Here is a 24230-nt window from a genome sequence, read left to right on the forward strand (position 1 = left end):
AGCAGAATACAGCGTATTCTGCCCAATCTATCGCTGCGGAAGGTAACGCAGCGGGTTTACGGATTTCCCCTTGTAACGAATTTCAAAATGCAATCTAACTGAACTGGTTCCGGTGCTACCCATGGTTGCTATTTTTTGACCCGCCTTCACTTCTTCTTGTTCCCGGACCAGCATTGTATCGTTATGAGCGTAGGCGCTCAGGTAATCATCATTATGTTTGATGATAATAAGATTACCGTAACCACGCAGTGCGTTCCCAGCATACACAACTCGCCCGTTTGCTGTAGCGAAGATGGGTTGCCCACGAGAACCGGCGATATCTATCCCTTTATTGCCCCCTTCGGAAGCCGAGAAGCTATCGATCGTTTTACCCTCAGTTGGCCATTTCCAGCTACTGACTGGACCACCATTACTGGTTGGATCACTGATGGTACTGCTTGGCGCGGTAACAGGTGCGGTCGATGCGACAACTGCCCCTGACGCTGGTAACATTTTACCAACATTCTGTTTACCCGAGTTTCCAGAATACGCGCTAGTTGATTGAGAATCAACCGTTGTAGTTGTGTTCTGAATATTTGCCGGCGGTTTTGTCATTCCACCTGATGTGGCATCGGTCGCGGCTAACATTCCACCACCCGACCCATTACCCAACTGGATAGATTGTCCAACATTCAGGCTATATGGCTCAGCAATATTGTTTTTTGCTGCCAGATCACGGAAGTCATTCCCGGTTATCCAGGCAATATAAAACAGCGTGTCACCACGCTTAACGGTATAGGTATTACCGTTGTAACTTCCCTTGGGGATACTGTTGTAACTACGGTTATAAACGATGCGGCTACCGGAACTATTCGTATCCGAGCCACTTAGCATGGTCCCTGAACGATCACCGCCAACACTGCTGATTGGCGCAGATGTTGAGGAGTCATTACTACAACCTACCAACCATAAACTCATAACCGTACATGCCGCTACCCGGCGTAATGTAATCATTGGGCTTCCCGTGCTCATGCTTCCCCCATGACAGCAATAATAAGCGATATATCCAAAATACCTTTTACACTGTAGTTAAAGTGGTCAGTTAACGACTGTTAAAACGCCATGCCGAATATGACTATTCCACTCATTTTCGAGTATTAAAAGGTTCCACAGTGCAGGCCAAGACACATGCTGACTCGCACTGAAGAAACAAGATACAGAAGCGCGCATGCTATCAATACCGCGCCTGCCATACCATAAAATTTATATTACTGATTTTCGGCCAATCTTTAGCACAAAAAAACTGCACTTCGACTTTAGTTAAAGATTAAGACTGAAATACACCCTAAATAATTCAAGTTGCAGGAAGGCGGCAATTGAGCGCAGCCAACGCACATGCAGCTTGAAGTATGATGGGTCTAAAGGCATTTATTCAGGCCAATTCACCTTTAACCAAAGGAACAAAACGCACGGCCTCTACCGTCTCAATTTGGAATTCATTGTTACGGCGTTGCACACATTTCAAGGTTTGAGCCTGCTCCCCAACGGGAAGAACTAATATCCCACCTTCATCCAATTGTTCAAGTAAGGCACTTGGAATTTCTGGTGGAGCTGCTGTGACAATGATCGCATCAAATGGCCCGCGTGATGCCCAACCTAACCAGCCATCACCATGGCGGGTGGAGACATTATGCAGATCCAGTTGCTTTAGGCGACGCTTTGCCTGCCACTGTAACCCTTTGATTCGTTCAACTGAACAGACATGTTCGACTAAATGCGCCAAAATTGCGGTCTGATAGCCAGAACCGGTACCTATCTCTAATACCCGAGAAGTCGGTGTCAATTGCAACAATTCGGTCATCCGTGCCACCATGTACGGCTGAGAAATAGTTTGCCCTGAACCTATAGGTAGAGCTGTATTCTCATATGCCTTATGGGACAACGCCTCATCAACAAAACGCTCGCGCGGCACCGCTTCGATCGCCTGTAACAAGCGCTCGTCGTGAATACCTTGCTGACGTAACAGCATCAACAATGTCTGCATGCGTTTATTTACCATTCCTCGTCACCCTAGGTGTTTTAACCAGTAATGTTGGCTAACCAGTTTTCAACCACGTCTTGCGCCGCATAGGCGGTTAAATCAACTTGAAGTGGTGTTATAGAAACATAACCTTGTTCAATCGCAGCAAAATCAGTGTCCGGTGCTACATCAAATTTCTCCCCCGGCGGCCCAATCCAATAGAGATCTTGCCCCCGTGGGTCCTGCTGACAAAATACCTGCTCTGCTGGATGGCGACTACCACAACGTGTGACTCGAATACCTTTAATTTCAGATAAGGGTAAGTCAGGTACATTAATATTAAGTATCTTACCGGTACGCAACGGCTTTTGTTGTAAAGCACGCAATAAACGGCAAGTGACTGCTGCTGCCGTAGCATAATGCTGATGACCGTTGAGTGACACGGCCAGAGCAGGAAAGCCTAAATGCCGCCCTTCCATTGCGGCGGCCACCGTGCCGGAATAGATAACATCATCCCCCAGGTTCGGGCCTGCGTTGATACCGGAAACCACAATGTCGGGCCGGGGGCGCATTAACGCATTTACTCCGAGATAGACACAATCTGTCGGAGTACCTTGCTGCACGGCAATATCGCCATTGGATAATGTGGTAATGCGTAATGCACAGTCCAAAGTCAGTGCATTGGAAGAACCGCTGCGATTACGATCTGGGGCGACGATTTGTACCTGCGCAAACTCGCGCAATGCAGCGGCGAGCGCTTGTATCCCTGGCGCAGAAATACCGTCGTCGTTACTCAGCAATATCCGCAGCATCGGCATTATCCTGATTCATTATTTCCCTTACCACACTGGTGGCAAAACTGCCCGCGGGTAGCCAGAAGCTGAGTTCAAGGGTTACGTCATCCCACCAGCTCCACACCATATTCTGTGGCTTTAGCAGTACAGCCCGGCGAGCACCCTCAACACGTTCACGCTTAATCAACGCCAGTAATTCACTTTGATCCGCTATACATGACTGCTCAAAAGCCAATGCTTCATCCTGCGTACCCAGTTCGCCGTCGCCTGGCAGTGGGGCCGTCACATTCAATTCACCCGCATCAACACGCTGCTGTAACGCCACCAATTCATCAGCACTGGCCACAAACCAACTGCCACGACCAGTTAACTGTAAAGCATCGCCTGTCAGCACCGTGGTTGCTTGCTGTTGCGCCAGACGGCAACTGCTAATCAGGTTGAACATTGCACTACGGCTAGCGGACAAGTAAAAGCTGCGTTTACTGCGCTCTTTGACCCGAATCTCATTATTCGCCCACAGACGAGCCTGCACCAGATTATTACCACCACGGCCAAACCGTTGGCTGCCAAAATAGTTGGGCACTCCCTGTGCGGCAATTTGCTGCAACCGTTGTTCTACATCCTGACGATCAGTGATATGGCGCAACACTAGGGTAAAAGCATTACCTTTCAGTGAACCGATACGCAGCTTACGTTTCTGCCGCACAGCTTCCAGCACTTCACACCCTTCCAGCTCGAACGTAGCGAGATCCGGTGCTTCTTTGCCCGGTAGGTGCAAACAGAACCACTGCTCTGTGACAGCGTGGCGATCTTTCAAACCCGCATAGCTCACTAAACGCGGATGAAGCTTGGCAAAACGCGCCAGATAGTCAGCAACAAATTGCGTATTACAGCCATTTTTGCGAATACGGATCAGCAAATGTTCGCCTTCGCCATCAGGTTCAAAGCCTAAGTCCTCAACCACCACAAAATCTTCGGGATTGGCTTTTAAAATGCCACTCGCTTTGGGTTTGCCGTGCAGCCAGGTTAGATTTTCCATGTCCATCGTTATGCCTTAACCCTGTTATGCTTTAACCAAAAGCGCCACTGCTTCACATGCAATACCTTCACCACGGCCAGTAAAACCAAGTTGTTCCGTGGTGGTGGCTTTTACGTTGATATCATCCATATGACATTGTAGGTCTTCCGCCAAATGAACGCGCATTTGCGGGATATGGGGAGCCATTTTAGGTGCCTGGGCAATAATGGTAATGTCCAGATTACCCAGCCGGTAGCCTTTCGCCAGAATACGGCGATAAGCTTCACGCAGCAAAGCACGGCTATCAGCACCTTTAAATGCCGGATCGGTATCAGGGAATAATTTGCCGATATCACCTAACGCAGCCGCCCCCAATATTGCATCGGTAGCAGCATGTAATGCGACATCACCGTCGGAATGTGCCAATAGGCCCATCTCATATGGGATACGCACACCGCCGATAATAAGTGGGCCAGCTCCGCCAAATTTATGAACATCGAAACCATGACCAATTCGCATTAATTGCACTCCTTATAATGCCTTTATTACTTGAGGTTGCAGCAGCATTAGCCGCTCTTACTCACCAGAATCACAATGACTGGGCCAAGCCTGCTGGAATTTACTGGCTGCAACACCCATTAATTGGGCTATTGACGTTGGGTTAAATAAAACTCGGCCAAGGCCAGATCTTCAGGGCGCGTCACTTTGATATTATCCGAACGACCAGACACTAATATCGGATGATAGCCGCAATGTTCTAATGCAGAAGCTTCATCAGTGACCACCGCCCCTTCGCGCAAGGCGCGGGCCAAGCATGTTTTTAATAACTCAAGCGGGAAAAGTTGAGGTGTCAGGGCATGCCACAACGCTTGACGATCTACAGTATGGGCAATGGCTGGATGATCGCCAATTTGGACAACGGCCTCACTGCGCTTCATGGTGTCACGTACTGGTGCTGCCAGAATACCCCCGACATGGCTATGGTCGATAATCGACAACAACCTTTCAAGGTCATCGAGATGCAAACAAGGACGAGCCGCATCATGAACCAGCACCCACTCAGTCTGCCCTGCACATTGTAAGCCAGCCATCACCGAATCAGCCCGCTGCTCACCACCGTGAACAAGCGTGATCCGCGGGTCCTGCGCAATAGGTAACGTTGAAAACTGCGTATCCTGAGGATGTATTGCCACAATAATCCGCTGGACACGTGGATGCCGAAGCAAAGAAAAAATAGCATGTTCAATGATTGTCTTGCCAGCCACAGTTAAATACTGTTTAGGGCAATCAGCCTGCATACGGCTGCCAATACCTGCAGCCGGTAATACCGCAATGATATCAGGAAGGGAAACTGCAAAATTACTCATTATTTATTATTGCGCGTTATTTGACGACGAAGGGATACCCGCATTACGTCTGGATTGGTCAGGAACCAGACGATAGAAACTTTCGCCAGGCTTGATCATGCCCAGTTCGTTACGTGCGCGTTCTTCGATAGCCTCTTGACCACCATTTAAATCATCAATTTCAGCAAATAGCTGATCGTTCCGAGCTTTAAGTTTGCCGTTATTGGCCTCTTGCAGCGCCACGTCATCCTTAACCCGAACAAAATCATGAACACCATTCTTGCCCAACCACAGTGAATACTGTAACCAGCCAAGTAAAATCAGCAATAGTAGTGTAAGTTTTCCCATTCCCGCCCCCTGAAAAACTGCCTATACCGTAAATAATTCGAGTTGCAGGAAGGCAGCAACTGAGCGAGTCCTCAGGAGCTTACACAAGTAAGTGACTGGGGTGAACGAAGACAGCCAACACACATGCAACTTGAAGTATGACGGGTATAATCATCCCACAACTTTTCGTCGGACTCCACTCTGTGAAGGAAATAGGTCATAAAGCTCAGATTAAGGATGATTTCCGGCAAAAATACCATGCAAATCTACAAAATGTCATTAGTTGCTGGTTTTGAGTGCACGGTAAGTCCTGCTGTAACTACCTCTTATTGCCCCACTGCAAATCATGCAGAGATAAACACTGCAAAAACTGTTTTTGGCATTAGCTTATACCAACACTCAAGTTAAAAATGCATATTTAATCTCGTCAAAAACAAATAAACCCCATTACAGTTGAGTTTATATGTATAAAAGTTTATTTTTATGCACTCAAACTGCATAAATAAAAAATGTACCTTAACTCGTTGCTACTTTTTACCGGGAGATTCACATGTTTAAACGTTTAATGCTGGTCGGAACTTGTCTGGCCGCCGTATTGTCTGCGGGTAGCGTTGTTGCAGCCGAGCCGACTTATGTTGTCGGTTCCGGTGGTACCTACCGCCCATTTGAGTATGAAAATAGCCAAAAACAACTGGAAGGTTTTGATATAGATATCATCAAAGCTATCGGTAAAGCTGAAGGTTTTCAGGTCAAATTGGTGAATACGCCTTGGGAAGGGATTTTTGCCACATTAGGCTCCGGTGATCGCGATATCATCATTTCGGGTATCACCATTACCGATAAACGTAAACAAATGGTTGATTTTTCAGATCCTTATTTCCCTGCCGAACAAACTATCGTCGTGGCTAAAGGCTCTAAAGTTGATTCCATTGCGGCACTGAAAGATCTGAATGTTGGCGTGGTGAACTCAAGCACCGGCGACATCGTGGTATCCGATGTTCTGGGTAAAAACAGCACTGCGATCAAACGCTTTGATAACACGCCACTGATGCTGCAAGAACTCTACGAAGATGGCATCGCTGCCGCCGTAGGTGATGTAGGTGTCGCCAAGTTCTACCTGAAAACTCACCCGGAAAAAGCATTTGAACTGGTTTCCGATACCAAGTTTGAGCGCCAATATTTCGGTATTGCGGTGGCGAAAGGTAATGAAGAATTGCGCACCAAAATCAACAGTGGTTTGCAGAAAATCATTGCTGACGGCACTTACGCCAAAATCTATGAAAAATGGTTTGATGCACAGGTACCAACACTGCCAGCCGCAACCCAGCCAGCAAAATAACCCTTTCTTATATACGCCACCGCTGCGTGAATGCGCGGTGGCTTGATTGACCGGATCACCCTATGTCAGGATTTCGTTGGGAAATCATTCAGGAATACGCCCCACTGTTTATGGACGGTGCCTGGATGACAATTAAGTGCACCATTATCTGTGTGATTTTGGGCACAACCTGGGGGTTAACCCTCGGTCTGGGCCGTCTGGCGCAAGCGCCTCACGGTATCTGGAAGCCAGTATTGTACTATTTCGTTCAATGGCCAGTACGCATCTATATTAGTGCTATTCGCGGCACCCCCTTATTTGTGCAGATAATGGTGGTGCATTTCGCGCTGGTGCCACTGTTTATTAACCCACGGGATGGCATTCTGGTCACCAATGGCATTATGTCTTCTGATTTTGCCAGAATGCTGCGCTCAGATTACGGTGCTTTTTTATCCTGTGTCGTGGCTATCACGCTGAACGCGGGTGCTTATGTTTCTGAGATTTTCCGCGCGGGTATTCAGTCAATTGATCGCGGCCAGATGGAAGCCTCGCGCTCATTGGGAATGAGCTACGGCAAAACGATGCGCAAGGTTATTCTGCCTCAGGCTTTCCGCCGGATGTTACCGCCACTGGGTAACAATGCCATCGCTATCGTAAAAGATTCATCGCTGGCCTCTGCGATTGGCCTGGCTGACTTAGCCTATGCTGCTCGCACCGTTTCTGGTGCCTATGCGACTTATTGGGAACCCTACCTGACTATCTCACTGGTTTATTGGGTTATCACATTCTTACTTTCGCTATTAGTGCGGCATATGGAAAAGAGGTTCGGTAAAAGTGATTCACGTACATAACCTACAAAAACAATTTGGCGAAACCCATGTGTTGCGTGGCATTTCTTGCGACATTCAGCCAAAAGAAGTGGTTTGCATCATTGGCCCATCCGGTTCGGGTAAAAGCACCTTTTTGCGCTGTATTAATGCGTTGGAGACGTTATCCGGGGGAGAAATAACCGTTAATGGTTTTGAGATCCATAAGCCGAAAACCGATCTCAACCGGATGCGCGAAAGTGTCGGCATGGTGTTCCAACGTTTTAATCTCTTCCCTCATATGACGGTGTTGGAAAACCTAACCATGGCACCTATGGATGTTAAAAAGCTGCCACGAGCACAAGCCATAGAACGGGCTGAATTGTTGTTACGCAAGGTGGGATTACTCGATAAGATTGATGCCTATCCCAGCAGTCTTTCTGGCGGTCAACAGCAACGCGTTGCCATTGCCCGAGCCTTGGCAATGGAACCTAAAATCATGTTGTTTGACGAACCGACTTCAGCGCTGGACCCGGAGTTAGTCGGTGAAGTGCTAGCGGTGATGAAAGCATTAGCACTGGAAGGGATGACCATGGTGGTAGTGACTCATGAAATGGGCTTTGCCCGAGATGTGGCCGACCGGGTGCTGTTTATTGATCAAGGGGTGATACAGGAAGAGGGGCAACCGGAAAAAATCTTTACCGCCCCTACTAACCCGCGAACTCAGGCATTTCTCAGTAAGGTGCTTTCAGCGCAAGGGTAAACGGTTACCCATTGAAGATGTTACAAATTGAAGCGGGTTATTATCAGGTGAAACCGAATAGCCCGCCGATTTGCTCACCAACCAGTAAGAAATGAAAACAGCATCCAGAATAAACACAATACTGCAATACCACTCCCACCAATGGTAAATAAGAGATTACCGCGCGATAACACACTCAAGGCAATACCTACCAACACTGAAACCGGCATCAGGGCCAGAAAGAACGGCCAAGTGTACAGCAGGAAGAAGACGGTATTGGGACCATAGACAAAGAAAGGTATCGCAAACGCCAGCCAATAGAAAACAAAGCCTGTAACGCCACCGAGAAAGGAGTATGACGGCTCCTCCCTTTCCCGCTGTTCGTCGATAATAATTTGGGTGATATTCTGCATAGCAATCCTGTGGGCACAGTTTACCAGCACGCTCTAAGGGCGTTTTGCCGATAGCCATTAGTATAGATACCCAGCGTAATTAGCGTTACAGGTAGGCAGCAAGCTAATACATCCCGATGCGCTTACACAGTCAAGTGATTCGGGTGAATGCGTGCAGCTAACGGCCCTGTAGCTTCAAGTACAAAGGATATCATTTAGGATTTGATAATAGCTCGACCACGCAGTACGTCTAACAATTGTTCAATCAAATTTGTTACTAATTGTTCACCCGGCAAATGAATATCAGCGTGTTCGGGTGATTCATAAATAGAGTCGATGCCAGTAAAATTTTTCAGCTCGCCAGCACGGGCTTTTTTGTACAAACCTTTAGGGTCACGGGCCTCACAAATAGCCAACGGTGTATCGACAAATACCTCAATAAACTGGCCTGATGCCAACATATCGCGCACCATTTCCCGCTCAGCCCGATGAGGTGAGATAAACGCCGTCAGCACCACCAATCCGGCATCTACCATCAGTTTGGCCACCTCCCCGACGCGACGAATATTCTCGCGCCGGTCAGTATCAGAAAAACCCAAATCACGGCATAAACCATGGCGCACATTGTCGCCATCCAGTAAATAAGTGCTAACACCGCGAGCAAACAGTGCCTGTTCCAGCGCACCGGCAAGGGTAGATTTCCCTGAGCCAGATAAACCGGTAAACCACAGCACCACCCCTTGGTGCCCATGCTGTTGCTCCCGATCCTCTCGGGTCACCGCATGGGGATGCCAGATGATATTCTCATCAGCTGGCAGAGCGCCCGATTCATTAACATCATGCGTTTTCAACGGATCGGCGTACAAGTTATTTACCCCCTAACAGATCACGCGCGCCCCAGTGTGGGAAATGGCGGCGAACCAAAGCATTCAGTTCTAGCTCAAACGTACTGAATTCAGTATTTTCCTGATAAACCGACGCCAGCGTTTCGCGGATTAACCCCGCACCAACAGTGACATTAGTCAGCCGATCAATAAAGATCATGCCACCGGTATCCCGGTTGCGTTGATAGCTGTCGAGCACCAGCGGTTCATCAAATGCCAGTTCAACCAAACCAATACCATTAAGCGGCAGGCTGTCAACTACCCGCTGGGTCAATGAGTTGATTTCCACCTGATATTGAATATTTTCCACCCGCGCACGGGTCTTTTTCCCCGCTACTTTGATGTCATAACTTTGTCCAGCCACTAACGGCTGTTCCGCCATCCACACCACATCCACCAGCGCATTTTGCGCCGCTGTTAAGGTTTCACTGGCATCAACCAATAAATCGCCACGGCTGATATCCACTTCATCAGTCAGCACCAAGGTTATGGCTTCGCCAGGGATGGCTTGCTCCAAGTCACCATCAAAAGTAACAATGCGCGCCACACTTGATTCCACACCGGACGGCAGCACTTTTACTCTCTGCCCAACGCGCACCACACCGGCAGACAAGGTGCCAGAATAACCACGAAAATCCAGGTTTGGCCGGTTAACATACTGCACCGGGAAGCGCAGCGGCTGCTGCCGGCTGGCATTGACCACATCAACACTTTCCAGCACTTCCAGTAGTGTCGGGCCGGAATACCAATTCATTTTCTCGCTCGGTGATGCCACATTATCGCCATCCAGCGCAGATAGAGGGACAAACTTGATGTCGAGATCCGTGGGTAATTGCTCGGCAAAACTCAGGTAATCTTCTTTAAATTGTTCGAAAACGCTTTCCTGATATTCCACCAAATCCATCTTATTCACCGCCACTACCAAATGGCGGATCCCCAGCAATGTAGCGATAAAGCTGTGACGGCGAGTTTGATCCAACACCCCTTTGCGGGCATCGATCAACAAAATCGCCAGATCGCAGGTAGAAGCCCCGGTCGCCATATTGCGGGTGTATTGCTCATGCCCAGGCGTATCTGCGATGATAAATTTGCGTTTCTCGGTTGAGAAATAGCGATAAGCCACATCAATGGTGATGCCCTGCTCACGCTCGGCCTGCAAGCCATCAACCAATAACGCCAAATCCAATTTTTCACCCTGAGTGCCAATACGTTTACTGTCAGTGTGCAGCGTTGATAACTGATCTTCATAGATTTGGCGGGTATCATGCAGTAAACGCCCAATCAGGGTGCTCTTACCGTCATCCACACTGCCGCAGGTCAGAAAACGCAACATCGTTTTATGCTGTTGGGCATGCAGGTAAGCTTCTACTCCCCCCTCGTTGGCAATCTGCTGGGCGATAGAGGTGTTTTGTAAAATCATCGATTTGTTCTCTGAAACTGGCAGCTCATCAACAACGGGCTGATCTTGTAATTTCGTGCTCATTGGGCGCTCCTCAGAAATATCCCTGACGCTTTTTAAGCTCCATCGAGCCGGATTGGTCACGGTCGATCATTCGACCCTGGCGTTCACTGGTAGTAGAGATAAGCATCTCTTCGATGATGGCAGGTAAAGTTTCAGCCTCGGACTCTACCGCGCCAGTCAATGGCCAACAGCCCAAGGTGCGAAAACGCACCATCTTCTGAGTAATGACTTCACCCGGTTGTAAATCAATTCGGTCGTCATCCACCATCAGTAACATGCCATCACGCTCAACCACCGGACGAGGCTTTGCCAGATACAGTGGAACAATGTCGATTTTTTCCAAGAAGATATATTGCCAAATATCCAGCTCAGTCCAGTTGGACAGCGGGAACACGCGGATACTTTCGCCTTTGTTAATTTGGCCGTTGTAGTTGTGCCACAGTTCCGGGCGCTGATTTTTTGGATCCCAGCGATGGAAGCGGTCACGGAACGAATAAATACGCTCTTTGGCGCGGGATTTCTCTTCGTCACGCCGGGCGCCACCAAATGCAGCATCAAAACCGTATTTGTTCAGCGCTTGCTTCAAGCCTTCGGTTTTCATGATATCAGTGTGTTTGGCGCTGCCGTGAACAAACGGGTTAATGCCCATCGCTACCCCTTCCGGGTTGCGGTGGACCAGTAGCTCGCAGCCAAATGCTTTAGCGGTACGGTCGCGAAATTCATACATCTCGCGAAATTTCCAACCGGTATCCACATGCAATAACGGGAATGGCAAATTACCGGGGAAGAATGCCTTGCGCGCCAAATGCAGCATCACAGAGGAATCCTTACCGATAGAATAGAGCATCACCGGATTACCGAATTCAGCGGCCACTTCACGGATGATATGGATACTCTCCGCCTCCAATTGCCGCAAATGAGTGAGTCGTTTTTCGTCCATAACAGATCCTTTATGCCAAATTCACGACTGACGGGCTGATAGCCTGTTCAGTCTGTGGTTGTTGCCCAAACCAGGCGATTTGGTGATGTAAATCCACCACTTCACCGATAACCAGCAGTGCTGGGGTCGGTGCCTGATGTGCTAATGATTCCAGTTGGGCCAGTGTGCCCGTCAGAACTTGTTGGTCAGCACGGGTTCCCCGGCCAATTACCGCTACAGGGGTGGTGCTTGCCCGACCATGGGCTATGAGCTGACGGCTAATCTCGGCGGCTTTCACTGTTCCCATATAAATCGCCAAAGTTTGGCGGCCTCGAGCCAGTGCCTGCCAATCCAAATCATCGCCATCGGCGCGGCAATGCCCGGTAATAAAGGTTACGCTCTGAGCATAGTCACGATGCGTCAGGGGGATACCCGCATAGGCTGTCGCCCCACTTGCCGCCGTCACTCCCGGCACCACCTGAAACGCGATGCCCGCACGCGCCACCATTTGCAGCTCTTCACCACCACGGCCAAAGATAAACGGATCACCGCCTTTCAGCCGCACTACCCGTTTCCCCTGCTGCGCCAGCGAGACAAGTAATTGATTGGTTTCTTCCTGTGCTACCGAGTGTGCTCCTGCCCGTTTGCCGACACAGATACGTTCAGCGTCACGCCGTACCAGATCCAACACTTCCGGGCTGACTAAATGGTCATATAACACCACATCAGCCTGCTGAATCACTTGCAGACCACGTAATGTCAGCAAACCTGCACAACCAGGCCCCGCCCCCACCAAAGCAACCTCACCCTGAGTGCTGCGCTGCCCCTCCAGCTCTCGTTGTAATTCCTCTTCGGCTTGGGCTAACTGACCACGGCTAATCAGACTCGCAAAGCGGCCACTAAACGCATTTTCCCAAAAGCGACGGCGCTCTCCCATCGAGGCGATATGCTGTTTAACCCGACCACGCCAGCGCCCGGCAACGGCGGCCATATCACTCAGGCTGGCCGGTAGCAGGGCCTCTAACTTCTCACGTAGTAAACGCGCCAGCACCGGAGCTTGACCGGCAGAGGAGATAGCCACCACCAGAGGGGAGCGATCGACAATCGACGGGAAGATAAACGAGCAGCGGGGTTGGTCATCAACCACGTTAGCCAAAAGATGTCGCTGATCCGCAGCAGTAAAAACAGCGGCATTCAGCACGGTATCGTTCGTGGCGGCAATCACCAAAAAAACATCATCCAACTGTTCCGGCAAGAAAACCTTTGCCAGCCAGTTAATGCGGCCATCCTGATGCTGTTGTTCCAGTTCAGATGAAAGAGTCTGTGCCACTACCCTCACCTGTGCACCCGCGCGGTGGAGTAATTCAATTTTTCGCGCAGCGACTTCGCCGCCGCCAACAACCAATACTGGGCGCTGTTTCAAGTCGGCAAATAGAGGTAGATAGTCCACAACGTCCTTCAATTACATGATAAAGCGTAGGGTGACTATAGGGGGGGGGCATGGCCTTATGAAATGACGAAAAGTAATTACAAGTTCCATAATGATATATAGGCGTAACAGCATGGCTTGCAGCTAAGTTAGCCAATTCGCACTCAGGGCGATTTTCTTACTTACTGACATAAAATTTCTACACTTTAGGAAGTATACAAATTGTCTATTGGTGTAGACAGTTTCATACTAAGCACCGGAAAGAGCTGTATTGTCCATGCTGCGAGGCATGGCCCAGACTATAACAAGGATATTTCGGTATGTTTTCCCGCCGTCGCCTAAAGTGGGCACTATTCACCCTGTGTTTCAGTACCGTCTTACCGTTGCATGCCGCTACGACTCAGGCCGTTGGTCGAATCGCTGAACAACAAATCCGCCATATCAGCACCTACTTTCCCGGCCGTATGGCGGGTAGCCCGGCAGAATTACTGGCTGCTGAGTATATCAACCACCGTTTTCAGCAAATGGGTTATCAAAGCAACCTGCGGGGTTTTAATACCCGTTATCTGTATACCAGTAAAAACGGTAAACCAAGCTGGCACACACTGACTGCCACCTCGGTGATTGCCGCTCGCAACATGACAACTCTCGATAAAAAGCAGGTGACTGGCAAAGCGGATGACCAGAAACAGATAATTATCATGGCGCACTTTGATACCTACACACCGCAAAGTGATAAAGATTTAGATAAGAATCTGGGTGGGCTGACGCTACAAGGGGTCGATGACAATGCGGCAGGGGTCGGCGTTATGCTGGAACTGGCTGAACATCTGAAAGACACACCATTGCGCTATGATTTGCGTTTTGTGGCACTCAGCGCCGAGGAGATAGGTGCACAAGGTGCCGAGAACTATCTGCAACGAATGAGTAAAACGGAGAAAGCCAACACACTGCTAGTGATCAACTTAGATAGTCTGATAACCGGTGACCGGCTCTATTTTAATGCCAGTAACCAGCCCACAGCCATTGCTGCAAGGGATCAAGCACTTGCGTTGGCACGTCGGTATGGCATTACTGCCGCCACAGTTAAAAACCAGATTAGCTCCCCCTGTAGGGCGGATAAAAATATCTTCTATAGCGCCGGATTACCGGTGTTGTCTGTCGAAGCAAGCAACTACAGCCTGGGTAACAAAGAGGGTTGTCAGCAACGGGCCATCAGTAGCCACTTTCCTCAAGGTATAACCCGTCATCAAAGCCAGCTAGATAACTTAAATTATCTGGATAAGTACTTACCGGGTCGTATTAGTAAACGTTCACACGATAGTGTGAAAATATTGTTGCCCCTGATACAAGCGCTCGCTGCCGATAAAAAATAATATGGGCTTTGCGTAACTTCGCGCAAAACACCGATAAAAACCAATAAATTCAACGTCAGGGTGATCATTATGATCGCCCTTTTTCGTGCTTTTCACGTATAACTCTTGGTGGGTATGGCACCCATAATTAATTGACTCAATCTCGCTGGTAGGTATGATACCCACCAGCGACTCACCAGGAGGTCACATGGAGAGTGGCGAATTAATAAAGCGATTGCAGGATACGGGCTGGCAAATCAGGGGTTGTAAAAAAACCAATGGCGGTAGCCATGTCACGATGTGCAAACCGGGTGTACGCAAGATCATTACGCTGCCCCATCCGCGCAAGGATACATCCAAAGGTGTTCTGCGGCAGGCTCAGCAGATTGCCGGAATTAAATTGATTTAAACAAAGCCGCATACCCTAAATCATTCAAGTTGCTGGAAGGTGTGAAGTCACCAGGGCGATAAATCGCTGGGAGCCGCCTCCACACATACGGTTTGAATGATGGCGGGTATAAACGCTTAGGGAGTTAACCATGATCTACCCTATTTTTATTTTCAGTACCACTGAAGGATTCGATGGATATTTTCCCGATCTTGACGGTTGTTTCTTTGCTGGCAATACCTTTGCCGATATCAGTAAAAATGCCGAAGAAGCCTTTGCTGTTCATATTGAAGCACTGATGGATGAAGGTTTTCCATTACCCACGCCCCCGAAAGATCCACAACGTTACATTGGGGATCCCCGGTTAAAAGAAGAAGGGGGGATTTTGGGGTTTGTTGAGATTGATCCGGCCAAATATGAAAGTAAGGCAGTCAAATTCAATCTGACTATGTCGCAAAATCTGCTGACCGCCATTGATAAGTTTATCGCCACACACCGGGGTTATAAGAACCGTAGCCAATTTCTGGCTGAATTGGCACGTGAGAGAATCATCAGCTAATAGATAATGAAAATGAGGGCGCAGGCAGCGCCCTCAGACCACAGACAAATTCAAATAAAGGGAGAACGTGCGGTTGGGTGTAGCCGTTACGCATCAATCGCCGGAGCGCCCATCGGGGGCGGTCTACTTTTCACTCACTGAGCTGTAACACTCACAGGGCTATAAATAGCGTTGATATTAGCCTCAGCCTTCATGCAGGCCGCATTCGCGTTTCAAACCAAAGAAGCGAGTTTCCTCTTCGCTCATTCCCGGTTCCCATTTACGGGTGGTGTGAGTATCCCCGACCGATAAATAACCCTGTTCCCAAAGAGGGTGATAGCTCAGGCCATTTTGAGTCAGATATTGGTAAATCTGCCGATTGTCCCAATCGATAATCGGTAGCAACTTGAAGACACCGCGCTGAATGGCTAACACCGGTAGCTGCGCCCGGCTGCCTGATTGTTCACGGCGAAGACCAGCAAACCACGTTTGAGCCCCCAGCGTTTCCAACGCCCGATTCATGGGTTCCACTTTGTTCAGGTCATTGTAACGTTCAATACCCTCGACTCCTTGCTCCCACAATTTACCGTAACGGGCTTCCTGCCAAGCCGAGCTATGAGGGGCACGAAATACCTGTAAGTTAAGTTGAAGCTTCTCAGTCAAGTCATCAATAAACTGATAAGTTTCTGGGAATAGGTAACCGGTATCAGTAATAATTACTGGAATATCAGAACGTTGCCGCGTAACAAGATGCAAACAAACGGCGGCCTGAATACCAAAGCTGGAAGAAAGTACAAACTCGCCCGGTAGATTTTCCAATGCCCAGCTCACCCGTTCTTGCGCGGTTAAATGCTCAAGTTGACCGTTAACCAGTGCCAGTGCCGCCGCTTGTTCTGCTTTCGGCAGGGCATTAAGTTCACTCAAGTTAAATTGGCTCACACCGCCTCCTGTACGTCATAAAAATCACGGGCTGAATCAATCACTGGAGCAATCACACCAACGCGAATCACAAAGTCACCGAAACCTTCATCAGCATGGCGCTCTTTTGCCCAGCGCCCAACCAACTGATCGGTAATTGACAGAATTTCATCTTCGGTGATGTTTTCACGATACATCCGCGGTATCCGAGTGCCTTCCCGGTTGCCACCCAGATGCAGGTTATAACGACCAACGGCTTTACCCACCAGCCCTACTTCTGCCAGTAAAGCACGGCCACAGCCGTTCGGGCAGCCAGTAACTCGCATCACAATATGTTCATTGGGCAAACCGTGTTGCTGCAAAATACCTTCAATACGGGTAACAAACTCTGGCAGGAAGCGTTCAGCTTCTGCCATAGCCAATGGGCAGGTTGGGAATGAAACACACGCCATGGAGTTCTCACGCTGCGGGCTGACACTGTCATCCATCAAGCCATGCTCACGGGCCAGCGCCTCAATACGGGCTTTATCTTTTTCCGGCACCCCTGCCACAATCAGGTTCTGATTCGCAGTTAAGCGGAAATCACCCTGATGGATTTTAGCAATTTCTGCCACACCGGTTTTCAGGCTACGGCCAGGATAATCTAGCAAACGGCCATTTTCGATAAACAGGGTTAAATGCCATTTTTTATCGATCCCTTTGACCCAGCCAATACGATCGCCACGACCAGTAAATTGATAAGGTTTAATAGCCCCGAAACTGACGCCTGCGCGCTTTTCAACTTCCGCTTTGAACGTTTCTACCCCTACTCGCTCCAACGTATATTTGGTTTTAGCATTTTTGCGATCAGTACGATTGCCCCAATCCCGCTGCGTGGTAACAACCGCTTCAGCGATAGCCAGCGTGTGTTGCAGCGGAATGTAACCAAATTCACTCGCTTTACGGGGATAGGTATTCTTATCACCATGAGCAATGGATAACCCACCGCCTACTAACACGTTAAAACCAATCAGTTTGCCTTTATCAGCGACAGCCACAAAGTTGAGATCGTTGGCGTGTAGATCCACATCATTTTGCGGCGGAATAACAACTGTGGTTTTAAATTTACGCGGTAAATAGGTCGCGCCGAGAATCGGCTCCTCATCGGTGGTCGCCACTTTTTCCGCATCCAACCAAATTTCGGCATAAGCGCGAGTACGCGGCAGCAAATGCTCAGAAATCTTTTTCGCCCATTCGTAGGCTTCCTGATGTAGCACCGATTCCACCGGGTTCGACGTACACAGTACATTACGGTTTACATCGTTTGCCGTCGCCAACGCATCCAGCCCCAATTGATTAAGCAACTGATGGGCCGGTTTAACATTACCTTTCAGAATGCCATGGAACTGGAATGTCTGGCGATTGGTGATACGGATACTGCCGTATAAGGTGTTATCCGCCGCAAACTTATCAATTCCCAACCATTGCTGTGGGGTAATAATCCCCCCCGGCAAGCGGCAACGTAGCATCATGGCATGACGTGGTTCCAGCTTCTGCTCGGCGCGTTCGGCGCGGATATCACGGTCATCCTGCTGGTACATACCGTGGAAGCGGATTAACAGGAAGTTGTCGCCATTGAAACCACCCGTTAGACCGTCATTCAAGTCTTTGGCAATGGTCCCACGCAGGAAATTGCTTTCCGACTTCATACGTTCGCCATCAGACAGTTTTCCAGTAACGACTAATGGTCCTGGGTGTTTTTCATTCATCAGTACACATCCCGCTGATAACGGCGCGCCAGGCGCAGCTCACTTAAATATTCATCAGCCTGCTCGGTATCCATTGCACCGTGCAGAGCCACCACGTCCAGTAAAACCTGCTCAACGTCTTTGGCCATGCGGTTAGCATCGCCACAGACGTAAATGTGGGCACCTTGTTGTATCCAGTTCCACAGTTCTGCGCCCTGTGCACGCAGTTTGTCTTGTACGTATATTTTATGGGCCTGATCGCGCGACCAAGCCAGATCAATGCGGGTCAGCAAGCCGTCTTTAACATAGCGCTGCCATTCAACCTGATAGAGGAAATCCTCGGTGAAATGAGGGTTGCCAAAGAACAACCAATTCTTGCCACTCGCACCATCGGCCTCACGCTGTTGCATAAAGGCGCGGAAAGGTGCAATACCGGTACCGGGGCCAATCATGATAACTGGCGTTTCCGGGTTAGCAGGCAGGCGGAAGTTATCGTTATGTTCGATAAAGACACGAATATCACCCTCCACTTCCAGCCGATCAGCCAAATACCCTGACGCCCCTCCAGTACGTGGTCGCCCATCAATGTCATAGCGCACCACACCCACAGTGATATGTACTTCGTTTTCAGTCTCAGCCTGTGAGGAAGCAATGGAGTACAAACGCGGCGTCAGTGGCCGTAACAGCGCAATCAACTGATCAGCATTGAGATCAGACGGGGCTTGTCTAACCATATCAACGATCGGGATATTTTTGGCATATTGTTGCAGCGCCGGTTTATCTGCCAGCAGCGCAATCAGCTTCTCATCACGGGAAAGTGCCGCATACTTATCAACGATCAGCGTCGTATTTTGTGTCAGTTCAAAATGGCTGCGCAATGCCTGTGCCAGTGGCAGATTCTGCCCGTCGACACTGACCTGTTCGTCGCCTTTAAGCCACAACAGAGCGAGTAGCTCGTCTACCAGGGCCGGGTCATTATCAAACCAGACCCCCAGTGCATCACCGGGTTGGTAACGCAGACCTGAATCGGCTAAATCTATTTCAATGTGGCGGACATCTTTTTCGGAGTTACGGCCTGTCACTTTCTGCTGTACCGATAATTGCGCGGTCAGTGGTGCCGTTTTGCTGTATGGGCTGGACGTTATTTCATCCACGACACCACTTTGCGTTACCGCCGCCGCAGTTGCCGATTGTGCCGGCACCCGAGCCTGTAACACTGCAACGATCTGCTGACGCCACTGCTGTGCCGATTCCTGATATTCCACATCCGCATCGACACGATCCAATAAGCGCTGAGCACCAAGTTCCGCCAATTTGCTGTCGAAATCTTTACCTGCTTGGCAAAAGTGCTCGTAAGAGGTGTCCCCTAATCCAAACACAGCAAAGGCGGTTTCCGGCAACTTAGGCGCTTTTTTAGAGAATAAGTATTTGTGCAATGCAACCGCTTCTTCCGCGGGTTCACCTTCGCCCTGAGTGGAGGCAACGATAATTAATAGGCGTTCTTGTGCAATTTGCTTAAACTTATAATCACCCGCATTGACCAAATTGACATTAAGTTTAGCCGCCAGAAGGTCATCACGTAGCTGTTCCGCCAAGCGGCGTGCATTACCTGTCTGAGAGGCAGAAATAAGGGTAATCGTCAGCGCTGGCGGAGCCACTGCCGCTGGGGTTGCAGCCACACCTGGCTGTTGATTAACCATGCCCCAGAAATAACCGGACAACCATGCCATTTGGGTTGGGGAAAACTCACCAACCGCCGCCTGTAAGCGGGCTAACTGCTCCGGCGATAGCGGAAGTAAAGAAGTAGGAGGAACCTGAGTCGTCATTGCAGTACGCATTCCCTTAAGCTTTAGCCAGTGTCAGTCGATCTATTTTCAGCACATATTTCTTAATGTTTGTAAGGTTAACCATCCCGATAATAACAATTAAAGAAGCGATAGAAATAATAAATAACCAAAACGACTAAGCGGTTTTTCAGGTAATGGATATGAGTTAAAGTGTTCAACTTATTAAGAAAATTTTCACTAACCCATATCAAGCTATTAATTTACTACGTCTACATATAAATCAGTAGGCTACGGGTAAAAGACTGGATTGGCAGGGGCCAAGAAGCGCTCCCCGTTGTGCGCTTTCATAGCCAGCAGAGGTGCTTTCCGGTACTATGCGGCGGTTTTTTGAGTCAATAAGGTCAGGACTATGAGCACCACCCTATTTAAAGATTTTCAATTTGAAGCCGCTCACCGGCTGCCCCATGTTGCGGAAGGTCATAAGTGTGGCCGTTTGCACGGTCATTCATTTATGGTCCGTATCGAGGTTACCGGTGAAGTCGATGCTCACTCCGGCTGGGTGATGGATTTTGCTGATCTGAAAACGGCATTTAAACCTATTTGGGAACGACTGGATCACTACTATCTGAATGATATTCCCGGTTTGGAAAACCCAACCAGTGAAGTACTGGCCAGTTGGATTTGGCAACAGCTTAAACCGCAGTTACCAGAACTGAGCGCAGTAATGGTGAAAGAGACCTGTTCTGCGGGCTGCGTTTATCGCGGCGAATAAATCGATCCCCAAAGTCATTGATGTTGCAGCAAGGCAGCATGCGCTGGCCCGCAGGGTGAGCCTGTTATAAGGCTCATAATCCCAATGAGCTTACATGAGTAAGTGATTTGGGTGACAAATCTGTCGGGAGCAGATTTGAACGCTGCTTGCAGCGGCCTCACAGAGGCGAGGCCCATGGACGGGCCGAGTAATGAGCGCCGCAACACGGCTGCGGCGGCAAGGACGAAGAGGATCCCCAAAGTCATTAATGTTGCAGCAAGACAGCAAGTGAATGAATCCCAATGAGCTTACATGAGTAAGTGATTTGGGTAAATGAGCGCCGCAACACGGCTGCGGCGGCAAGGACGAAGGGGATTAAGCGATATTTAAATACTTATGCGTCTGCATCGACAACCGCCAATTCTTGGCAATACAAATTTCGATACAGAGCTTAGTGGCGTCGTCTTTCTGGCTGATGGGTTGTAGCGCAATAATCCGCTTTTTGTCGTCATCCAGCGTGGCAAGCAGTGCCTCTAATGCCTCGATATCACGCATGCGGCCAACCGGATGTTTGATTTCATCGGCGCGTTGCAATGCCTGAGGCAATACTTTCAGGCCACCGCGCATATTCACTTTTGGCGAAACCGTCACCCAGGTCGTCGCTGAACACCGCACATCATGCGTGCCGCTGGTTTCAATCTGGCAGCTATAACCGGCCTGCTCCAACAATGAGGTTAAGGGGAACAAGTCGTAAATAGCGGGTTCTCCACCAGTGATGACAACGTGGCGTGCGGTATATCCCTGCTGAGAGAAAATATCTAATAGCTGCTGTGCGCTGGCTTCCCCCCAGGCATCACTTTCGGCAGTTTTCACCATAATACGCTGCATATCAACTTCCCGATCGGCTTCCTTTTCCCAAGTGTGTTTGGTATCGCACCAGCTACAACCTACCGGGCAGCCCTGCAAACGCACAAAGATCGCCGGTACACCGGTGAAGTAACCCTCGCCTTGCAAGGTTTGGAACATCTCATTAATCGGGTACAGCATCAGTTTCTCTATATTCATTCAAGCCAATCGGCGATTATCGCAGATTCTCTGACTGTGACCAAACTGGCAACGCTTATGCTGCCAGTTTGTCTGTATCAGAGTATTACTCAATCACGCCACAAGCCATGCGCGCACCACCACCGCCTAACGGCATTGGATGATCGGCATAGTTGTCGCCACCGGCATGGATCATCAGGGCATGCTGCTTCAGTTCAGAGAGTGATTTCAGCCGTGGAGCCAATACCTGATAAGTCGCGCTGCCATCAGCATTCACAACCAGTCCCGGCAAATCCCCTAGATGCCCTTTGTCATTATAAGGGCCAAGGTGTACGGCAGTTTTTTGTGGATCAAAATGGCCGCCAGCAGCAAGGGCTGGCACGGGTTTGCCGTCTTTCTGCCCTGGTGCACAACTTGGGTTTTCATGCAGATGGAATCCATGAATCCCCGCCACCAGCCCGGTCAAATTGGGCGTGAACAATAAACCATAAGGTGTTTCAGTCACTGTCACCGTGCCCAGAGCTTTACCATTACCTTCAGGGAGTGCTTCGTTCATGGTCACAGTAACGCCTGCAGCCAGCACACTGCTGGTAAAAAGCATCGCTGGCAACATTAAGTATTTCAGTTTCATCCGTTATCTTCCTTTATGCATTATTGTCGAATCATTCGGGTACACATTAATGATAACGGGTGATGAATTATCTGCACGGCAGCGGTGTAAGAGATGTGAAGCCGATGTGTGGGGTGGGTGAGATTCAGATTAATCCCGCAGAGGTAAGTAAGTGGTAATAACAGGCTAATTTGTAACAATGACAGCTCACGGCCAGCATATTACCGAAGCTTGCCCCGCCATATCCCATAAAAAAACCCGCCTATTAAGGCGGGCTTTATCAACAAACTGTTTTACTGAAGGTAACGCGCAGTAATTACTGGCCTTTCACTTCTTTCAGACCGTTGAATGGTGCGCGGTCACCCAGCGCTTCCTCAATCCGAATAAGCTGGTTGTATTTAGCAACACGGTCAGAACGGCTCATTGAACCAGTTTTGATTTGGCCTGCTGCGGTACCTACTGCCAGGTCGGCAATGGTAGCATCTTCGGTTTCGCCTGAACGGTGAGAGATAACCGCGGTGTAACCTGCATCTTTCGCCATCTTGATAGCAGCCAGAGTTTCGGTCAGAGAACCGATCTGGTTGAATTTGATCAAGATAGAGTTAGCAACACCTTTCTCGATACCTTCTTTCAGGATCTTGGTGTTGGTTACAAACAGGTCGTCACCAACCAGCTGAATTTTGTCGCCCAGAACTTCGGTCTGGTATTTGAAGCCAGCCCAGTCAGATTCGTCCAAGCCATCTTCGATGGAGACGATTGGGTACTGTTTGGTCAGGTCTTCCAGGAAGTGAGTGAACTCTTCAGAAGTGAACGCTTTGTTGCCTTCGCCAGCCAGAACATATTTGCCATCTTTGTAGAACTCAGATGCCGCACAGTCCATAGCCAGAGTAACGTCTTTGCCCAACACGTAGCCTGCTTGTTTTACCGCTTCAGCGATAACAGCCAGTGCTTCGGCGTTAGAACCCAGATTTGGTGCATAACCGCCTTCGTCGCCTACCGCAGTGCTCATGCCTTTAGACTTCAGAACTTTAGCCAAAGTATGGAACACTTCTGAACCGATGCGAACCGCTTCTTTCAGAGTTTTCGCGCCTACTGGCTGAATCATAAACTCTTGAATATCAACGTTGTTATCAGCATGTTCGCCGCCGTTGATGATGTTCATCATAGGCAGTGGCATAGAGAATTTGCCTGGGGTGCCGTTCAGTTCAGCAATGTGCTCGTACAAAGGCATGCCTTTAGACGCTGCTGCTGCTTTCGCTGCTGCCAGAGAAACAGCCAGGATGGCGTTAGCACCAAACTGGGATTTGTTCTCAGTACCATCCAGATCGATCATGATTTTATCGATGTTAGCCTGGTCTTTAGCATCTTTACCCATAACTGCCTGAGCAATTGGGCCATTTACTGCTGCAACGGCTTTCAGAACGCCTTTGCCCAGGAAACGGGATTTGTCACCGTCACGCAGTTCCAGTGCTTCACGGGAACCGGTAGAAGCACCTGATGGTGCCGCAGCCAAACCAACAAAACCGCCTTCCAGATGAACTTCAGCTTCTACAGTTGGGTTACCACGGGAGTCGATGATTTCGCGACCGATGACTTTAACGATTTTGGACATTAGATTTTCCTCAGTACAAGTTAAACTAAAACTCCAGACAGAGGGGGCGACATCGCTGCCGCCC

At 49.2% G+C, this 24230-nt stretch carries 25 protein-coding genes; 7 read left to right on the forward strand and 18 right to left on the reverse strand.

Annotated elements, in window-relative coordinates; translation table 11 throughout:
- Positions 1-27: 27 nt before the first annotated feature.
- The 7 genes from nlpD to ftsB form a co-directional block, all read right to left on the reverse strand.
- Entirely contained in the window at positions 28-993 is a 966-nt protein-coding gene (nlpD, locus tag V1953_RS17150; protein ID WP_193784841.1) for a murein hydrolase activator NlpD, read from the reverse strand.
- A gap of 418 nt (positions 994-1411) precedes the next feature.
- Positions 1412-2038, reverse strand: a complete 627-nt coding sequence (locus tag V1953_RS17155; protein WP_050086457.1) for a protein-L-isoaspartate(D-aspartate) O-methyltransferase — start codon at positions 2036-2038, stop codon at positions 1412-1414.
- Positions 2039-2058: 20 nt separating this feature from the next.
- On the reverse strand, positions 2059-2811 hold the full coding sequence (gene surE, locus V1953_RS17160) for a 5'/3'-nucleotidase SurE (RefSeq protein ID WP_083160391.1): 753 nt from the start codon (positions 2809-2811) through the stop codon (positions 2059-2061).
- Positions 2789-3838, reverse strand: a complete 1050-nt coding sequence (truD, locus tag V1953_RS17165) for a tRNA pseudouridine(13) synthase TruD (protein ID WP_083160393.1) — start codon at positions 3836-3838, stop codon at positions 2789-2791. Before truD ends, surE begins: the two co-directional genes overlap by 23 nt.
- Before the next feature lie 18 nt (positions 3839-3856).
- Positions 3857-4330, reverse strand: coding sequence for a 2-C-methyl-D-erythritol 2,4-cyclodiphosphate synthase (gene ispF / locus V1953_RS17170; protein ID WP_083160395.1), 474 nt, complete (start codon positions 4328-4330; stop codon positions 3857-3859).
- 128 nt (positions 4331-4458) lie between these two features.
- Positions 4459-5178, reverse strand: coding sequence for a 2-C-methyl-D-erythritol 4-phosphate cytidylyltransferase (ispD, locus tag V1953_RS17175; protein ID WP_372568706.1), 720 nt, complete (start codon positions 5176-5178; stop codon positions 4459-4461).
- Between the two features lie 6 nt (positions 5179-5184).
- Positions 5185-5505, reverse strand: a complete 321-nt coding sequence (gene ftsB / locus V1953_RS17180) for a cell division protein FtsB (protein ID WP_083160397.1) — start codon at positions 5503-5505, stop codon at positions 5185-5187.
- Between the two features lie 529 nt (positions 5506-6034).
- Here ftsB and V1953_RS17185 point away from each other — a divergent pair.
- From V1953_RS17185 to V1953_RS17195, 3 genes are all read left to right on the forward strand, one after another.
- Complete coding sequence (locus tag V1953_RS17185; RefSeq protein ID WP_372558063.1) at positions 6035-6823, forward strand: basic amino acid ABC transporter substrate-binding protein; 789 nt, start codon at positions 6035-6037, stop codon at positions 6821-6823.
- Between the two features lie 62 nt (positions 6824-6885).
- Complete coding sequence (locus V1953_RS17190) at positions 6886-7653, forward strand: amino acid ABC transporter permease (protein WP_005181636.1); 768 nt, start codon at positions 6886-6888, stop codon at positions 7651-7653.
- Positions 7637-8371: an amino acid ABC transporter ATP-binding protein gene (locus V1953_RS17195; protein WP_083160401.1), complete on the forward strand. Its 735-nt coding sequence runs from the start codon at positions 7637-7639 to the stop codon at positions 8369-8371. Before V1953_RS17190 ends, V1953_RS17195 begins: the two co-directional genes overlap by 17 nt.
- Before the next feature lie 74 nt (positions 8372-8445).
- Here V1953_RS17195 and V1953_RS17200 read toward each other — a convergent pair whose 3' ends face one another.
- The 5 genes from V1953_RS17200 to cysG all read right to left on the reverse strand — a co-directional run bounded on the left by V1953_RS17200 (position 8446) and on the right by cysG (position 13457).
- Positions 8446-8763, reverse strand: a complete 318-nt coding sequence (locus tag V1953_RS17200) for a DUF3561 family protein (protein WP_083160403.1) — start codon at positions 8761-8763, stop codon at positions 8446-8448.
- 194 nt (positions 8764-8957) lie between these two features.
- On the reverse strand, positions 8958-9608 hold the full coding sequence (gene cysC / locus V1953_RS17205; protein WP_372568705.1) for an adenylyl-sulfate kinase: 651 nt from the start codon (positions 9606-9608) through the stop codon (positions 8958-8960).
- 1 nt (position 9609) lies between these two features.
- Positions 9610-11109, reverse strand: a complete 1500-nt coding sequence (gene cysN / locus V1953_RS17210) for a sulfate adenylyltransferase subunit CysN (RefSeq protein ID WP_193784722.1) — start codon at positions 11107-11109, stop codon at positions 9610-9612.
- Positions 11110-11119: 10 nt separating this feature from the next.
- Entirely contained in the window at positions 11120-12028 is a 909-nt protein-coding gene (cysD, locus tag V1953_RS17215; protein WP_004706274.1) for a sulfate adenylyltransferase subunit CysD, read from the reverse strand.
- A gap of 10 nt (positions 12029-12038) precedes the next feature.
- Positions 12039-13457 (reverse strand): siroheme synthase CysG, encoded by a 1419-nt coding sequence (gene cysG, locus V1953_RS17220; protein ID WP_372568704.1) that lies wholly within the window; start codon positions 13455-13457, stop codon positions 12039-12041.
- A 299-nt stretch (positions 13458-13756) separates the two neighbouring features.
- On the opposite strand from cysG, the gene V1953_RS17225 reads away from it, so the two are divergent.
- From V1953_RS17225 to V1953_RS17235, 3 genes are all read left to right on the forward strand, one after another.
- A complete protein-coding gene (locus V1953_RS17225) occupies positions 13757-14812 on the forward strand; it encodes an aminopeptidase (protein WP_372568703.1) in 1056 nt (351 codons plus the stop codon).
- Between the two features lie 187 nt (positions 14813-14999).
- On the forward strand, positions 15000-15200 hold the full coding sequence (locus V1953_RS17230; RefSeq protein WP_005181624.1) for a type II toxin-antitoxin system HicA family toxin: 201 nt from the start codon (positions 15000-15002) through the stop codon (positions 15198-15200).
- A gap of 130 nt (positions 15201-15330) precedes the next feature.
- Positions 15331-15738, forward strand: a complete 408-nt coding sequence (locus V1953_RS17235) for a type II toxin-antitoxin system HicB family antitoxin (RefSeq protein ID WP_005181621.1) — start codon at positions 15331-15333, stop codon at positions 15736-15738.
- Positions 15739-15921: 183 nt separating this feature from the next.
- On the opposite strand, the gene V1953_RS17240 is transcribed toward V1953_RS17235, so the two are convergent.
- Genes V1953_RS17240 through cysJ form a run of 3 tightly spaced genes read right to left on the reverse strand, consistent with a single transcriptional unit; the run spans position 15922 to position 20188 of the window.
- Complete coding sequence (locus V1953_RS17240) at positions 15922-16656, reverse strand: phosphoadenylyl-sulfate reductase (RefSeq protein WP_083160409.1); 735 nt, start codon at positions 16654-16656, stop codon at positions 15922-15924.
- A complete protein-coding gene (cysI, locus tag V1953_RS17245) occupies positions 16653-18383 on the reverse strand; it encodes an assimilatory sulfite reductase (NADPH) hemoprotein subunit (protein WP_372568701.1) in 1731 nt (576 codons plus the stop codon). Before cysI ends, V1953_RS17240 begins: the two co-directional genes overlap by 4 nt.
- Positions 18383-20188 carry an NADPH-dependent assimilatory sulfite reductase flavoprotein subunit gene (gene cysJ / locus V1953_RS17250; protein ID WP_442851337.1) on the reverse strand — a complete coding sequence of 602 codons (1806 nt, stop codon included), beginning with the start codon at positions 20186-20188 and terminating at the stop codon, positions 18383-18385. Before cysJ ends, cysI begins: the two co-directional genes overlap by 1 nt.
- 370 nt (positions 20189-20558) lie before the next feature.
- Between cysJ and queD the strand changes: the two genes are divergently transcribed.
- Positions 20559-20921: a 6-carboxytetrahydropterin synthase QueD gene (gene queD, locus V1953_RS17255; protein WP_442851154.1), complete on the forward strand. Its 363-nt coding sequence runs from the start codon at positions 20559-20561 to the stop codon at positions 20919-20921.
- Between the two features lie 354 nt (positions 20922-21275).
- Here queD and queE read toward each other — a convergent pair whose 3' ends face one another.
- The 3 genes from queE to eno all read right to left on the reverse strand — a co-directional run bounded on the left by queE (position 21276) and on the right by eno (position 24166).
- Entirely contained in the window at positions 21276-21947 is a 672-nt protein-coding gene (gene queE / locus V1953_RS17260) for a 7-carboxy-7-deazaguanine synthase QueE (protein ID WP_372569853.1), read from the reverse strand.
- Between the two features lie 103 nt (positions 21948-22050).
- The gene (sodC, locus tag V1953_RS17265; protein ID WP_083160419.1) at positions 22051-22575 is read right to left on the reverse strand and encodes a superoxide dismutase family protein; all 525 of its coding nucleotides are present in this window, start codon (positions 22573-22575) and stop codon (positions 22051-22053) included.
- 295 nt (positions 22576-22870) lie between these two features.
- Complete coding sequence (gene eno, locus V1953_RS17270) at positions 22871-24166, reverse strand: phosphopyruvate hydratase (protein ID WP_050086475.1); 1296 nt, start codon at positions 24164-24166, stop codon at positions 22871-22873.
- Positions 24167-24230 lie beyond the last annotated feature (64 nt).

The sequence above is a fragment of the Yersinia sp. 2541 StPb PI genome (assembly GCF_052217145.1).
GTDB classification, from domain to species: domain Bacteria; phylum Pseudomonadota; class Gammaproteobacteria; order Enterobacterales; family Enterobacteriaceae; genus Yersinia; species Yersinia enterocolitica_E.